This window comes from Methylobacterium sp. 391_Methyba4, assembly GCF_029691625.1.
In the GTDB taxonomy this organism is placed as follows: domain Bacteria; phylum Pseudomonadota; class Alphaproteobacteria; order Rhizobiales; family Beijerinckiaceae; genus Methylobacterium; species Methylobacterium fujisawaense.
In genome coordinates this window covers 5,228,563-5,242,900 of sequence record NZ_CP121475.1, presented here as the reverse complement: position 1 = coordinate 5,242,900, position 14,338 = coordinate 5,228,563, and the positions used below count along the sequence as shown (strand labels likewise).

Below are 14,338 nucleotides of genomic sequence, written 5' to 3'. Positions count from 1 at the left end.
CAGCGTCGATCCAGCCGGGGACGTCCGCCGGACGTCCCCGGGCCCCGGTCAGGCCGCGTCCGGCATGCGGTCCAGGAGCTTGTCGAGGGTGATCGGGTAGTCGCGCACGCGGATGCCGGTGGCGTTGTAGATCGCGTTCGCCACCGCGGCGGCGATCCCCGAGATCCCGAGCTCGCCCACGCCCTTCGCCTTCATGGGCGAGGACCGCGGGTCGACCTCGTCGAGGAAGATCACCTCCTGATGCGGGATGTCGGCGTGGACCGGCACCTCGTATCCGGCGAGGTCGTGGTTGGCGAAGAAGCCGCGCTTGGTGTCGACGGCCAGCTCCTCCATCAGGGCCGCCCCGGTGCCCATGACCATCCCGCCGATCACCTGGCTGCGGGCCGATTTCGGGTTGAGGATGCGACCGGCCGCGCAGACCGCCAGCATCCGCCGGACCCGGACCTCGGCGGTGTAGACGTCCACGGCGACCTCGACGAAATGCGCCCCGAAGGTCGAGACCTGCTGCTCTTTCGAGACCTTGCCGAACTCGATCGTGTCCTCCGCGACCAGCTCCCCGTCCGCGGCAGCCTGGGCGAGCGGGATCGCGCGGTTGCCCGCGCGGACCTCGCCCTCCTCGAACACCGCGTCGGTGGCGTTGAAGCCGAGCTTCTGCGCCACGGACTCCCGCAGCTTCACGCAGGCCGCATAGACGCCCGCCGTCGACGAGTTGGCGCCGAACTGGCCGCCCGAGCCCGAGGAGACCGGGAAGTCCGAGTCGCCGAGCCGCACCGCCACCTTGTCGAGGGGCACGCCCATCATCTCGGCGGCGGTCTGGGCGATGATCGTGTAGCTGCCGGTGCCGATATCGGTCATATCGGTCTCGACCGTGACCGTGCCGCTGCCGTCCAGCCGCACCCGGGCGCCCGACTTCATCACCATGTTGTCGCGGAACGCCGCCGCCATGCCGAGGCCGACGAGCCATTGCCCGTCCCGGACCTGGCCGGGCTTCGGGTTGCGCTTGGCCCATCCGAACTTCTCGGCGCCGAGCTTGAGGCAGCCGACGAGGTCGCGGTGGGAGAAGCGTAGGTCCGGCTGGGTCGGGACGACCTGCGTGTCGTTGCGGATGCGGAACTCCACCGGGTCGAGGCCGAGCTTCTCGGCCATCTCGTCCATGGCGACCTCGAGCACGGCGAGGCCCGGGGCCTCGCCCGGCGCCCGCATGGCGTTGCCCTCGGGCAGGTCGAGGTGGGCGAGCTTCATGGCGGTGAGGCGGTTCTTCCCCGCGTAGAGGAACTTGGTCTGGTTCACCGCCGTCTCGGGATCGCCGTCCGGCAGGTTGCCGGAAGTGCTCTCATGCGCGATCGCCGTGATGGTGCCGTCCTGCGTGGCGCCGATCCGGACCCGCTGGATCGTAGCTGGCCGGTGCGTGGTGTTGTTGGCGATGAGCGGGCGCGTGAGCGCGACCTTCACGGGCCGCCCCGTCGCCTTGGCGGCCAGCGCCGCCAGCACCGCGTCGGCGCGCACGAACAGCTTGCCGCCGAAGCCGCCGCCGACATAGGGGGCGTCGAGCCGGACCTTGTCCTTCGGCAGGCCGAGCATCTTGGCGAGGCTGCCGTGGCCCCAGCCGATCATCTGGTTGGCGGTCCAGAGCGTCACCCGGTCGCCGTCCCAGGCCGCCGTCGTGGCGTGCGGCTCCATCATGGCGTGGCTCTCGTCGGCGGTCGTGTAGGCCGCGTCGAGGGTCACGGGCGCCTGCGCGAAGGCCCCCTCGAAATCGCCGACGCGCTCCTCGCCGTCGCCGCCGCTGCCCTCGCCGCTCTCGGCCGGGACCGGCTCGGCGGTCTTCGCCGCCGCCGCGAGGTCGAAGGCGCCGGCTTCCGGGGCGTACTCGACCGCGACCAGGAAGGAGGCCGCCCGGGCCTGCTCGAAGGTTTCGGCCACCACCACGGCGATCGCCTGGTGGTAGTGCTGGATCACGTCGCCGCCGAACAGGTAGGCGACGTTCATCACGCCGCGCTCGATCCGGGGCGTGTCGAGGGTGGTGACGATACCGATGACGCCGGGAGCCTGCCGGGCCGAAGCGGTGTCGATGCTGCGGACGCGGCCCTTGGCGATGGCCGAGCCGAGCACGTAGCCGTAGGCGGCCTCGGGCGCCGCGTCGTGGCGCTCGTAGGCGTAGGGGGCGGTGCCGGTGGTCTTGTACTTGCCGTCGATCCGGTCGGTGGGCTGGCCCACGACCTTGAGCCGGTCGATCGGGTTCGGGCCGGCGGGGGTGTCGAACTTCATGGCTCAGGCCCTCGCTTGGTTGAGCGCGGCGCCGAGGGTCCGCTCGGCGAGCTTCAGCTTGTAGGCGTTCTCGGGGGTGGGCTTGGCGTCGGCGAAGACCCGGTCGGTCACGGCCTTCGCGCCCTTCGGCAGGTCGGCCTCGGCCGCCGCGTCCCGCCAGGGCTTGGCGGCGACGCCGCCGAAGGCGACGTGACCCGTCCCGTCCTTGCCGAGGATGGCGGCCACCGAGACCAGCGCGTAGGCGTAGGAGGCGCGGTCGCGGACCTTGCGGTAGATATGCGTGCCCGCCACCGGCTTCGGCAGCGTCACCGCGGTGATGAGTTCGCCGGGCTCGAGGTTCGTATCCCGTTCGGGGGCGTCGCCGGGCAGGCGGTGGAACTCGGCGATCGGGATCCGGCGCTCCGTGCCCGCGGCATCGACCGTCTCGACGGTGGCGTCGAGCACCCGCATGGCCACCGCCATGTCGCCCGGATGCGTGGCGATGCAGGCGTCGCTGCCGCCGATCACCGCGAGCTGCCGGTTGACCCCGTCGAGGGCCGAGCAGCCCGAGCCGGGCCGACGCTTATTGCAGGCCTGGGCCGTGTCGTAGAAATACGGGCAGCGGGTCCGCTGGAGCAGGTTGCCGGCGGTGGTCGCCTTGTTGCGCAGCTGGCCCGAGGCGCCGGCCAGCAGCGCCCGGCTCAGGACCCCGTAATCCTTGCGCACCCGCGGATGGGCCGCGAGGTCGGTGTTGCGCACCAGGGCGCCGATGCGCAGGCCGCCCTCCGCGGTCGGCTCCACCGTGTCGAGGCCGAGGCCGTTCACGTCCACGAGGTGGCGCGGGGTCTCGATCTGCAGCTTCATCAGGTCGAGGAGGTTGGTGCCGCCGGCGATGAACTTGGCGTCGGGCGTCCCGGCGACGGCGGCGGCGGCTTGAGCGGGCGTGCTCGGGCGCTCGTAGGTGAAGGACTTCATGCCTGCCCCCCGGCGACTTCGGTCATCGCCTCGACGATGTTGGAATAGGCGCCGCAGCGGCAGATGTTGCCGCTCATGCGCTCGCGGATCTCGGCTTCGGTGACCCGGGGCGCGGCATCGAGGTCGACGGTGACGTGGCTCGGGATGCCGGCCTTGATCTCCTCGAGGACGGCCACGCCCGAGCAGATCTGGCCCGGCGTGCAGTAGCCGCACTGGTAGCCGTCGTGCTTCACGAAGGCCGCCTGCATCGGATGGAGCTGGTCCGGCTGGCCGAGGCCCTCGATCGTGGTGATCTCGGCGCCCTGGTGCATGATCGCGAGCGTCAGGCAGGCATTGATGCGCCGCCCGTCGACGATCATCGTGCAGGCGCCGCACTGGCCATGGTCGCAGCCCTTCTTGGACCCGGTCAGGTGCAGGTGCTCGCGTGCCGCGTCGAGCAGGCTGGTGCGGGTGTCGAGGTCCAGCGTGCGCCGCTCGCCGTTCACCGTGAAGGTGACGGTGGCGAGGACCGGCGCGTCGGTCCGTGCGGTGGTCTGTGAAGTCCCGGCACCCCGGTCCTGGGGCGCGGCGGCGGTAGCTCCCACCATCAAGTTTCTCTCCGGTTCAGATCACAAGGGCAGGGACGGCGCGTCTCGGTCTCCGGGCCGGCGCCGCCGCCGACGCGCGTCGGCCCATTGAAGGCGGGACACCCGGGGAAACACCGACACCCTGGATTGGCTCCAAGGTAGCGCCCACGTCCCCGATGGTCAGGGGGCGACGGGATCATCGACCCGAAAATCGCGGGCCCCGCGGTCGGAGGCCGCGGGCCCGACCGATCACGAGACGCATGCGCGCCGACCGCGGTGCGGCGCTGCGGGTGGCGCCCGGCGGCGGCCGGGGACGTTGACGCCAAACGAAAGGGCCGACCCGAAGGCCGGCCCCATCGTGCGCCCTGCGAAAATTCCTACTCGGCCGCCGTCATCTCGGGGGTGTAGTGGCCGCACCAGTCCTGGGCACCGACAATCGGCCACAATCCCTTGGACTCGGGCGCGGGCTGGCTGACCGGCGGGTTGAAGCGGCACAGGCCGGCATCGTTCTGGGCGACGGCGCCGTTGCCCTTGTGCTCGTCGAAGAACCGGCAGGTCTCGCACTTGGCGTTCATGGTCAGGCTCCTGTGAGGCCGGCGGCCGGGGCCGCCCTGGCGGGGAACGGAGAGCGTGGACCTTAGAAGTGATCCAATCTGCTGGCCCAACGTCGGACGGATCCGGCGGGTTCCCCATCGGGTAAGGCCGGCGACGGCCCTCACCCGGCCGCGGCGAGGCCCGATCCGGCGGCGACCGCCACCGCGGGAGCGCCGACCGCCGCGGCGTAGTCGGCGATCGGGCGCGGCTTGCCGAACAGGTAGCCCTGCATCTCGCCGCAGGCCTCCTCCGTGAGGAACTTCATCTGCGCGTGGGTCTCGACGCCCTCCGCGACCACGCCCATGCCGAGGCTGCGGCCGAGGCTGAGCACGGCGCGCACGATCACGGCAGCCTGCGGTCCGGTCCCGAGCTGCGCCACGAAGGAGCGGTCGATCTTCAGCTTGTCGAACGGGAAGGCCTGGAGGGTGGCGAGCGACGCGTAGCCGGTCCCGAAATCGTCCATGCTGATCCGGATGCCGTAGCCCTTCAGGCGCCGGAGGATGCCCACGGCCCGCGCCATGTCGTTGATGATGATGCTCTCGGTGACCTCCAGCTCCAGGCGGTCCGGCGACAGGCCGGTCTCTGCCAGGATGGCCAGGACGGACTCGGGCAGATCGGGCTTCTGGAACTGGCGCGGCGAGAGATTGACGGCGACCTTCAGGGGCTGCGCCCATTGCGCCGCCTCGCGGCAGGCCTCGCGCAGCACCCAGTCGCCGAGCACCACGATCAGGCCGGTTTCCTCGGCGAGCGGCACGAAGACGCTCGGCGCAACGCTGCCGCGGACCGGGTGCGTCCAGCGCAGCAGCGCCTCGAACCCGACGAGCGCCCCCGTATAGCCGTCCACCTGCGGCTGATAGTGCAGGCTCAGGGTATCGTCGTCGAGAGCCTGCCGCAGGTCGCGTTCGAGCATCCGCCGCTCCTCGGCCTCCTCGTCCATGGCGGGGGTGAAGATCCGGTACGTGCCGCGGCCCTCGGCCTTCGCCCGGTAGAGGGCGAGGTCGGCGCGGCGGTAGAGGGGCTCCGCATCCATTCCGTGCTCGGGCGCCAGCGCGATGCCGATGCTCAGGCCGACGCCGACCCGGTGCCCGGCCACGCTGAACGGGCTGTCGAACAGGGCGATGAGGCGCTCGGCCAGGGCGGCGGCCTCCGCCGTGCCCCCGTCCGAGAGCACGGCGAACTCGTCGCCTCCGAGCCGGGCCACCGCCCCGTCCCCCGCGGCGCGCCGCAGGCCGGCCGCCACGCGGCGCAGGAGTTCGTCCCCCGCTTGGTGGCCGAGGCTGTCGTTCACGCTCTTGAAGCCGTCGAGGTCGAGGTAGAGGACCGCGCAGGCGCCCCCGCGCAGGGCGATGTCGGCGAGGCTGCGCGCGAGGGTCTCGTGGAAGAGCGCCCGGTTCGGAAGGCCGGTGAGCACGTCGTGGCGCGCCAGGCGGGCCACCTCGGCCTCGGCGGCCTTCCGCTCCGTGATGTCGGTGAAGGTCCGGACGAAGCCGCCATCCGCCAGCGGCACGGTGCGGATCTCCAGCACGAGGCCGTTCGGCCGCGCCCGCTCGTGGACCTGCGTCTGCCCGGCCTCGCCGCGCTCGATCCAGGCCCGGGAGGAGCGGTCCGTGAGTCGGCGCTCGCGGCGGCTTGCCTCATGGCGCAGCACCGCCCGGTAGCTCGGCTGCGCCTGCATCATCGCCCGGGGCAGATCGAGGAGCGCCAGCGCCCGCTCGTTGCACACGCGCACCGCACCGCCCGCGTCGACCATGATCAGACCCTGGTCCATGCTGTCGAGGGTGGCGTCGAGCAGCAGGGTCTTCTCCCGCAGCATGTGGCTCTGTCGGGCCAGGGCGACGTTGATCCGGCGCAGGTGGTCCAACATCAGCGTCAGCGCCGCGAAGGCCAGGATCACCGCCATCATGGCGGCGATGCCGCCGGCCAGCACGCCGCGGGCGAGACCGAGCTGCGGGATCGCCAGGGCGGGATCCGGCACCACCCGGGCGGCCGCCATGGCCAGGAAGTGCAGGACCGCGATAGCGAGGGTCAGGACGGTCGCGGCCGCGAACCGGGCCCGCGGGCCGGCGGGCCCGACATGGATGGCCATCCCCACCGCCGAGAGCAGGCAGCCCGCCGCGATCGCCGTGACGGCCAGGGCCGGGTCCCAGGTGAAATGCCCGGGCAGCCGCACGCCGGCGATGCCGAGGAAATGCATGCCGGCGATGCCGATCCCCAGCACCAGGCCGGCCCCGGCCCCCGCCCAGCGCGACGGCGTGGCCCGGGCGAGCAGGAAGGCCGCGGTGGCGGCCGCGATGGCGACCAAGAGGGAGAGCAGGGTCGTGCGCGGCTCGTAGCCGAGCACCACCCCGGGATCGTAGCCGAGCATGCCGATGAAGTGCGTGCTCCAGATTCCGGCTCCGATCGAGAAGCCCGAGGCCAGGAGCCAGATCGGCCCGTGCCTGTGGGCCTGGACGCGCTGCTCGAGCTTGAGGGCGACCGCGCAGGAGATCCAGCAGATGCAGGCCGCCAGCGCCACCACCCAGGCGGTGTGTTCCTCGGTCAGGCAAGCGAAAGCGCGATACATCGAGGTGCCCCGCCCATCTGCGATGGCCGGAACCGTAACCTGCGGATACTAATCAGAAGTTGCATAAGCTGCGGTCGCGGACGGCCCGGCACCCGCGGGCGGGCGTTTCCGGCGCGATTGTCCCACCCCTTCAGCGCAGCCTCTTTGCCCTATAGCCTCGCCCGGGTCGCGGCGACGAATGGGCCGCAGCGGCCTTCAACCGTGGCTTTCAACCGGCCGCACCGCGAAATCCGCCAGCAGCTCCTGGAGTTCGTCCTCGTGGACGAGGCGTGCCGCCTCTTCGGGGGGGAACCATCGCAGCGTGCGCTGATCCTGCTCCGGCCAGCGCGCATGCTGGGCTTCGACCCGCAGCGGGTAGACGCGGACCATGCAGGGGAACGCCCGGCCGTGATCGAAGCGCTTCTGATAGTGGTACCGACCGACCGGGCTCGCCGCGATCTGCCCTTTGAGACCCGCCTCCTCGAAGGCCTCCCGTTCGGCCGCCTGATGGGCCTTCCGGCCGGACATCGGCCAGCCCTTCGGAATGATCCAGCGGCCCGTATCCCGCGAGGTGATCAGCAGGATCTCGATCCGGCCCTCCGCGTCGACGCGGAACGGCAGGGCCGCCACCTGCTTGAGCGGCTTCAGCGGTTTGACATGCGCCTTCCGGAGCAGCTTCTTCACGTTCGGCCGCTTGGATGACGTCTTCAGCGCCGACCTCGGGGATGTTGGGGGGCGGGGTTTCTGATGTTGCTTTTGCAAGGCCAAGACTCCTCGCGCTTTTACATAAGTTTAATACGATACCAATTCAGCCCGTGCGAATCGGCACCGAGCCATGCCCTCAGCGCTGTGCTCATCCCCGGCAGCCCGCTTGTCTCGGGCCGGCTCCTCCGCGAAAGCTCCTGCGTCAAATGTCCACGAGGCACGGTATGCCGGTCGAGATCGAGCGCAAGTTCATCGCGAACCCGTCGGTTCTGGCGCTGTGCCGGGAGGGGACGCACTTCGTTCAGGGCTATCTCTTCACCGACGCCGCCAACACGATCCGGATCCGCCGCGCCGGGGCGCGCACGCTCATCACGTGGAAGAGCCCGCGCCGGGGCGCCTGCCGGGACGAGATCGAATTCGCCATCCCGCCCGAGGACGGCGCGGCGCTCCTCGCCACGGTGCCGCCCGACCGGCGGCTGGAGAAGACCCGCTACCGGGTCGTCCATGCCGGAGCGACGTGGGACGTCGACGTGTTCGGCGGGGGGCTCTCGGGCCTGATCCTGGCCGAGATCGAGCTGGAGCGCGAGGACCAGCCGGTGGTGCTGCCCCCCTGGGTCGAGGGCGAGGTCACCGGCGACGCGCGCTACCGCAACTCGCGCCTGGCCGCGGGATTGGTGCCGGAGCGGCAGGCGGCTTGACCGTCTGCGCCCCCGCCGGATCCATCGGGTTGGACAGGCGGCGTTCCGATGGGACGCCGCCAAGCGCCGGATTGCCGGGACGAGCCGCCCGGCGTGCCGCTCCCGGGGCTGACGGATCGAGCCGGTTCCGGACCTGATGGAGCCCGCCGGCCGAGGGCGCCGGGCCGGATTGCGAAGCCTGTCTGCGCGGATGGCTCGAGACCTTCGGACCGTGCTGTCCCTGACGGATCCGGGCGAAGGCGCCAGAACCGGTCAGCGCAGCCTGGGTCAGCGCAGGGCCGGCGGAAGGCGCCGCTTCCAGCGTTCCCCGAGCCGCAGGTCCTTCGTTCGCCGCCCGGCCGTCGATCGCGGCGACGGACCTTGACCGGACGCGGCCGCCAGGGGGGGCGCCTCCGCGACGGGCAGGGGCGGCTCTGCGGCCGGACGCGGCGGTGCCGCCTGCACCTGGGGGGCGATGTCCTGCTCGGACGCGGGAGCCCGGGTACGACGCGGCCGCCGCACCCGAGGTGCCGGCACGGCCTCGTCCGCCGGTTCGGCCACCGGCTCGTCCGGAATCTCGAACATGGGGACGAGGCTCGGCAGAACCCGGCGAGCCGGTGTCTCCGGCGCCTTCCGTTCCGGGCGTTGGGCCGGTGCCGCCTGAGGCACGGATGCCGGCGGCTCCATCGCGGCCTGCGCCAGTTCCGGCCATAGAGTCTTGTCCGGGCGGGAGCGCGCTTCAGTGGCAGTCAGCGATGTGCGGGCCGGACGGGTCTGCTTGACTTCGACCATGAACGGTCGCGCGCTGCGGCGCTTCATGTAAGACGATCCTTGGAAGCATTCGAGCCCGCACATCGGCGGCACGAACATATCCAGATTAAGCCTGATCTCGGCCGTTGTCCAGAAAGACGGGCGCGTACTGATCAAATTTCTTTGTAGTTGAAATCGGCTGCCGTCATATCCAAGCGGTGAGCCGAGAAATGGAAGTCGTGTTCACCGGGGCCATTCAGGAAGGTGTTGCGTGCTGCCGCAGGACGGGCGCCACCCGGCCGGCCCGCGTGCGGGAGCGGCGGCGGCGAGGACCAGGGTCCTTCCGGATCGGGCGGCCTGCGCCGGCGCGGAGCTCGGCCGGCGCCCGCACCCGGACGCTGCCGTCCGTGATCGTCACCGCGGCGGTGCCGGACGCGGCGCCTTCGGCAGCCTGCAGGGCGCCCTGGATCGTCGCCGACAAAGTCATCACCTCGGCGAGAACTTGCTCATGGCCGATCGTCGCGCGTGATGATCGGCGATCGATCGCCGACGTCAGTTCAGGCGCCGTCGCTGCTCCACCATGTGCCGCTGTGCCAGCCGCCGTCCCAGCGCCATCAGCAGCGCGTCCGCCTGGGCCTTCAGCACCGGATCCCCGGCGGCGACGATCGCGTCCTGCGCGGCGATGGCATGCTCGACCGCCCGGTCCAGCGGCGTCTCCCCGGCACCGGGCGTGACCTCATCGGAGAGGCCCTCGCTCGCGCGCAGCCGCGTGACATCCACCAGGATTCCGCGACCGCCGGCTGGCCGGCCCGTATGGTCGCCGAAGATGCGGCCGCGGGCCAGAACCCAGTGCGTCCGGCCGTCGATGGAGATCACCCGGTACTCGGCGATGTACGGGCTCCCCTCCGCGGCGCTGCGGCGGATCAGGCCGATGACCCGTTCGCGGTCGTCGGGATGGGTGATCCCGTCGTAGAACGCCAGCGGCAGACCCGCTTCGGCCTCGGCCGGATCGACCGTGAAGAGGCGAGCCGCGAAGGCATCGACCCGTACGCGGTCCGTGGCGGCATCCCAGTCCCAGTGTCCGATCATGTCCGCGGTCTCGCCCGCGATCGGGAACGCCCTGGAACGGTTCCGACCGGCGTGCGGCTTAGTCTTGGGCATGGCGGTGTTCGTATTCGTCCCCGATCACCTCTTATTAGGATGTCTGTCACAACCTCAAGGGATTCTTAGCGCAATTATGCAACTGTTGCTTGCTGGGCACTCGCGTGTCGGCATTCTTCTGTATTATGAATGCTCCCGCCAGCCTGCGTGCCGAAGCTTGACCGCCGATGGGACCCAAAGCACCTGATCCGGGCGGATCCTCCGGGGATGCGGCGCCGGAGGACAACCCTTTCGATCACCGGGCCCGTCCGCCCGAATCGGCGACGGGGCGGCTCCTGCAGCGGATCGCCGAAGCCCTGGCGATTCCGGCAGCCACCTTGTACGGCCCGCGCGCCGCCGAACGGGAGGATGGCGGTGCCGAACGGCGCGCCGACGAGGCGGAGGCTCTCCTGTCCGCCTTCCGGCGGATCGAGGATCCCGAGCTTCGCCATCGTCTCCTGGACCTCGTGCGGAATCTCGCGGAGCGACGCGCTTCGTTTCACCCGTGACGCGCTTCGCCCCTGATCCGCTTCGCCCGTCACGCGCTTGGCCCGCCACGTGCTAACCTTTGCCGGGTTGCAACGCTCGGGCGAGTCGGCATGCTGAACAGACGATCCTTCATGGCCCTGTCGGGCGCCGCTCTCGCGGCCCCGGCCTTGGCGCAGGGCAGTGCCGCGCGGACGCTCAAATTCATCCCGCAGGCCGACCTGACGGTGCTCGATCCGATCTGGACGACCGCCTACGTGACCCGCAATCACGGGCTCGCCGTGTTCGACACGCTCTACGGCACCGATGCGCGCTATGCCGCCCAGCCGCAGATGGTGGCGGGCCACACGGTGGAGAACGACGACAAGCTCTGGCGCCTGACCCTGCGGCCCGGGCTCACCTTCCACGACGGCAGCCCCGTGCTCGCCCGCGACTGCGTGGCGAGCATCGCCCGCTGGGGCAAGCGCGACGCCATGGGCCAGACGCTCATGGCCTACACGGACGAACTCTCGGCCCCCGACGACCGGACGATCCAGTTCCGGCTGAAGAAGCCCTTCGCACTCCTGCCGGAGGCCCTCGGTAAGGTCGGATCCTCGATCTGCGCCATCATGCCGGAGCGGCTCGCCAAGACCGACCCGTTCACGCAGGTGACCGAGATGGTCGGCAGCGGCCCCTTCCGCTTCAAGGCGGACGAGCGCGTCGTCGGCGCCCGGGTGGTCTACGAGCGCTTTGCCGGCTACGTCCCCCGCGAGGGCGGCGAGCCGCAATGGACCTCGGGTCCGAAGCGCGTCTTCGTCGACCGGGTCGAGTGGCACGTCATTCCCGACCAAGCCACCGCCGCCTCGGCCATGCAGACCGGCGAGATGGATTGGTGGGAGCAGCCGCCGGCCGATCTCGTTCCGACCCTGGGCGGGCTCACGACGCGGATCACCGACCCGACCGGCCTGATCGGCTGCCTGCGGATGAACCAGCTTCAGCCGCCCTTCGACAACCCGGCCATCCGGCAGGTGCTGCTGAAGGTCGTCGACCAGACCGACTTCATGCAGGCGGTGACCGGCACCGATCCCAAGCTGATCCACGTGCCCACCGGGTTCTTCTGCCCCGGCCTGCCGATGGCGAGCGATGTCGGCCTCGATGTCCTCACGAGCAAGCGCGACTACGAGGCGGCCAAGACGGCGCTGGCGGCGGCGGGCTACAAGGGCGAGAAGGTGGTGCTGATGGGCGCCTCGGACTTCCCCAGCCTCAAGGCGCTCGCCGACGTGGCGGCCGACATGCTCACGCGCGCCGGCTTCAACGTCGACTATCAGGTCATGGACTGGGGCTCGGTGGTGCAGCGGCGCGCCAAGAAGGACCCGATCGCCCAGGGCGGCTGGAGCGCCTTCTGCACCTTCTGGGCGGGGCTCGACCAGGCCAACCCGGCAGTCAGCGCCTTCCTGCGCGGGACCGGCCAGAGCGCCGCGATCGGCTGGCCCACCAGCGAGAAGATCGAGGCGTTGCGGGACCAGTGGCTGGACGCCCCGGACACCGCCGCGCGCAAGCAGCTCGCGGGCGCCCTTCAGCGGCAGGCCTTCACCGACCTGCCCTACCTGCCCCTCGGGCAATATTTCAACCAGACCTCGTACAAGCCGTCCCTGACCGGCGTGCTCGACGGCGTGCCGATGTTCTGGAACGTGAAGAAGGGGTGACGGGCGGCGGACTGCCGTCCCGACCCGGACCTGCGGCACGGCGGTCGCTCCGAACCAGACCGAGGCCCCGGCGTCGAGAGCCGCCCGCCGTGTCTCCGTCCCGGCGAGCGGCGCCGGCAACCCGGAATCGCGGGACGTCACCGAGCGTCGCGCGGCCTGGATGGCCGCCGGATGGCGCTTCGCGGCCCGCAGGTGCGGCAGCCCGGCGCGCGCGCCTGCAGGCGATCGCGGCCGGCAGCCTGGCGGACGCATACGCCGTCGGGCTTCGACAGATCCGATCCGTTGAAGCCCGATGGCGCTTCCCAGCCGCGGCGGCCGCGGGTTAAGCTGAGGTTGGCACAGGTCACAACCAGAGATGACCGGCCCGCGAGGAAGCCCGAGACGAGACGCCCGGCCCGCCGCTCACGGGGGCCCCGCGGCGACGTCGAGCCCCGTGCGGGCCCGGCCGTGACCTGGAGCCGTGACCTGGATCGATCCGGACCCCGGGGGCCCGGCCCGAGCCCACGACACGCGCGAGGATAGGCCATGGACGACGCCGCCCTGGAACGCTCGGCGATGCGCAGGATCGGCTGGCGGCTCGTGCCGTTCCTGATCCTCGCCTACTTCGTGTCCTTCCTGGACCGCGTGAATGTCGGCTTCGCGGCGATCCAGATGAACCACGATGTCGGCCTGTCGGCGACCGTGTTCGGCTGGGGCGCCGGGATCTTCTTCCTCGGCTATTTCCTGATGGAGATCCCCAGCAACCTGATGCTGGAGCGCTTCGGGGCGCGGCTGTGGATCGCCCGGATCATGGCCACCTGGGGCCTGATCTCCGCCGCCATGGCGCTGGTGCAGGGGCCGTGGTCGTTCATCGCCCTGCGCTTCCTGCTGGGGCTCGCCGAGGCCGGCTTCTTCCCCGGCGTGATCCTCTACCTCACCTACTGGTTCCCCTCCGCCTACCGGGCGCGGATCATCGGGATCTTCATGATCTCGATCCCGATCTCGTCCTTCCTCGGCTCGCCGATCTCCGGCGCGCTGCTCAATGTGACGGGGTTCGGCCTCGCCGGCTGGCAGTGGCTGTTCATCCTCGAGGGCCTGCCGGCGGTGGTCCTGGCCGTCGCGGTCCTGTGGTTCCTGCCGGACGGGCCGCGGGAGGCGGCGTGGCTGCCGGCGGCCGAGCGGGACTGGCTGGAGCGGCAGCTCCGGTCCGAGGCGGCGCGCAACACCCGCCGCGGCGCGCCCGCGAAGCCGCCGCTCTGGGAGATCCTGCGCGACCGGCGGCTCGCCCTCTTCGCGGCGATCTATTTCGGCTCGACGGCGAGCAGCTACGGGCTGTCGTTCTGGACGCCGCAGATCGTCAAGAGCTTCGGCCTCGGCAATGTCGAGACCGGGCTCCTGAACAGCATCCCGTACGGATTCGCGTCCTTGGCCATGGTCCTCTGGGGCCGGCACAGCGACCGGACCGCCGAGCGGCGCTGGCACCTCGCGCTCTCGTTCCTGGTCCTGGCGCTGGGGCTCGCGGGCGGGACGGTCCTCTCGGGGCTCGGCCCGGTCGTGGCGGCGCTGACGGTCGCGGCGGTCGGCGTCTACATGCTCAAGGGGCCGTTCTGGGCGCTCGCGACCGAGCAGATGCCGCCCGCAACGGCGGCGGCGAGCATCGCGGCGATCAACGCGGTCGGAAATCTCGGCGGCTTCCTGGGCCCCTACCTGATCGGCGCGATCAAGGACGGGACCGGCAGCTTCACCCTGAGCCTTCTGCCCCTGGTGGCCTTCGCCTTGCTCTCGGCCGCCCTGTCACTGGTGCCGGGCCGTGCCCCGCGTCCCGACCGGGGTACGCCGCGCCCGTCGACCGTCTGAGCCCGGCGCGGCGGCGAACCGAGTCCGGGACCGGCCGGTTGGCCCTGGTGCCGCCATCGCCCGGCACGGGGCCGATCCGGACCGGATCGGGGCCCGCCGGCCGGGCGCACCGATGACCGGGAGCCGGACCCATGA

The 14,338-nt window shown here is 71.2% G+C and carries 12 protein-coding genes; 4 read left to right on the top strand and 8 right to left on the bottom strand.

The window, feature by feature from the left end:
- Nucleotides 1-48 precede the first annotated feature (48 nt).
- From paoC to P9K36_RS24705, 6 genes are all read right to left on the bottom strand, one after another.
- Entirely contained in the window at nt 49-2,268 is a 2,220-nt protein-coding gene (gene paoC / locus P9K36_RS24730) for an aldehyde oxidoreductase molybdenum-binding subunit PaoC (protein ID WP_043386124.1), read from the bottom strand.
- A 3-nt stretch (nt 2,269-2,271) separates the two neighbouring features.
- The gene (locus P9K36_RS24725) at nt 2,272-3,222 is read right to left on the bottom strand and encodes a xanthine dehydrogenase family protein subunit M (protein WP_043386121.1); all 951 of its coding nucleotides are present in this window, start codon (nt 3,220-3,222) and stop codon (nt 2,272-2,274) included.
- Nucleotides 3,219-3,809 (bottom strand): aldehyde dehydrogenase iron-sulfur subunit PaoA, encoded by a 591-nt coding sequence (gene paoA / locus P9K36_RS24720; protein ID WP_043759553.1) that lies wholly within the window; start codon nt 3,807-3,809, stop codon nt 3,219-3,221. Before paoA ends, P9K36_RS24725 begins: the two co-directional genes overlap by 4 nt.
- A 356-nt stretch (nt 3,810-4,165) precedes the next feature.
- Entirely contained in the window at nt 4,166-4,363 is a 198-nt protein-coding gene (locus P9K36_RS24715) for a hypothetical protein (protein WP_043353828.1), read from the bottom strand.
- 140 nt (nt 4,364-4,503) lie between these two features.
- Nucleotides 4,504-6,945 (bottom strand): EAL domain-containing protein, encoded by a 2,442-nt coding sequence (locus P9K36_RS24710; RefSeq protein ID WP_278306171.1) that lies wholly within the window; start codon nt 6,943-6,945, stop codon nt 4,504-4,506.
- 195 nt (nt 6,946-7,140) lie between these two features.
- On the bottom strand, nt 7,141-7,608 hold the full coding sequence (locus P9K36_RS24705; RefSeq protein WP_051044698.1) for an NUDIX hydrolase: 468 nt from the start codon (nt 7,606-7,608) through the stop codon (nt 7,141-7,143).
- 245 nt (nt 7,609-7,853) lie between these two features.
- Here P9K36_RS24705 and P9K36_RS24700 point away from each other — a divergent pair, with 245 nt between their 5' ends.
- Complete coding sequence (locus tag P9K36_RS24700) at nt 7,854-8,327, top strand: CYTH domain-containing protein (RefSeq protein WP_043348059.1); 474 nt, start codon at nt 7,854-7,856, stop codon at nt 8,325-8,327.
- Between the two features lie 267 nt (nt 8,328-8,594).
- Here P9K36_RS24700 and P9K36_RS24695 read toward each other — a convergent pair whose 3' ends face one another.
- Nucleotides 8,595-9,233, bottom strand: coding sequence for a hypothetical protein (locus tag P9K36_RS24695; RefSeq protein WP_236961930.1), 639 nt, complete (start codon nt 9,231-9,233; stop codon nt 8,595-8,597).
- Nucleotides 9,234-9,608: 375 nt separating this feature from the next.
- Entirely contained in the window at nt 9,609-10,145 is a 537-nt protein-coding gene (locus P9K36_RS24690) for a PAS domain-containing protein (RefSeq protein ID WP_278306170.1), read from the bottom strand.
- 239 nt (nt 10,146-10,384) lie between these two features.
- Here P9K36_RS24690 and P9K36_RS24685 point away from each other — a divergent pair, with 239 nt between their 5' ends.
- The 3 genes from P9K36_RS24685 (at nt 10,385) to P9K36_RS24675 (ending at nt 14,203) form a co-directional block, all read left to right on the top strand.
- On the top strand, nt 10,385-10,705 hold the full coding sequence (locus tag P9K36_RS24685; protein ID WP_278306169.1) for a hypothetical protein: 321 nt from the start codon (nt 10,385-10,387) through the stop codon (nt 10,703-10,705).
- Nucleotides 10,706-10,795: 90 nt separating this feature from the next.
- Entirely contained in the window at nt 10,796-12,367 is a 1,572-nt protein-coding gene (locus tag P9K36_RS24680; protein ID WP_043348046.1) for an ABC transporter substrate-binding protein, read from the top strand.
- Nucleotides 12,368-12,892: 525 nt separating this feature from the next.
- Nucleotides 12,893-14,203 carry an MFS transporter gene (locus P9K36_RS24675; RefSeq protein ID WP_043348042.1) on the top strand — a complete coding sequence of 437 codons (1,311 nt, stop codon included), beginning with the start codon at nt 12,893-12,895 and terminating at the stop codon, nt 14,201-14,203.
- The last annotated feature ends 135 nt before the right edge of the window (nt 14,204-14,338 follow it).

Coding starts and splice junctions, on each gene's coding strand:
- P9K36_RS24675 (WP_043348042.1), top strand. CDS start 12,893: ATGGACGACGCCGCCCTGGAACGCTCGGCGATGCGCAGGATCGGCTGG.
- P9K36_RS24700 (WP_043348059.1), top strand. CDS start 7,854: ATGCCGGTCGAGATCGAGCGCAAGTTCATCGCGAACCCGTCGGTTCTG.
- P9K36_RS24725 (WP_043386121.1), bottom strand. CDS start 3,222: ATGAAGTCCTTCACCTACGAGCGCCCGAGCACGCCCGCTCAAGCCGCC.
- P9K36_RS24715 (WP_043353828.1), bottom strand. CDS start 4,363: ATGAACGCCAAGTGCGAGACCTGCCGGTTCTTCGACGAGCACAAGGGC.
- P9K36_RS24710 (WP_278306171.1), bottom strand. CDS start 6,945: ATGTATCGCGCTTTCGCTTGCCTGACCGAGGAACACACCGCCTGGGTG.
- paoA (WP_043759553.1), bottom strand. CDS start 3,809: ATGGTGGGAGCTACCGCCGCCGCGCCCCAGGACCGGGGTGCCGGGACT.
- P9K36_RS24680 (WP_043348046.1), top strand. CDS start 10,796: ATGCTGAACAGACGATCCTTCATGGCCCTGTCGGGCGCCGCTCTCGCG.
- paoC (WP_043386124.1), bottom strand. CDS start 2,268: ATGAAGTTCGACACCCCCGCCGGCCCGAACCCGATCGACCGGCTCAAG.
- P9K36_RS24690 (WP_278306170.1), bottom strand. CDS start 10,145: ATGATCGGACACTGGGACTGGGATGCCGCCACGGACCGCGTACGGGTC.
- P9K36_RS24685 (WP_278306169.1), top strand. CDS start 10,385: ATGGGACCCAAAGCACCTGATCCGGGCGGATCCTCCGGGGATGCGGCG.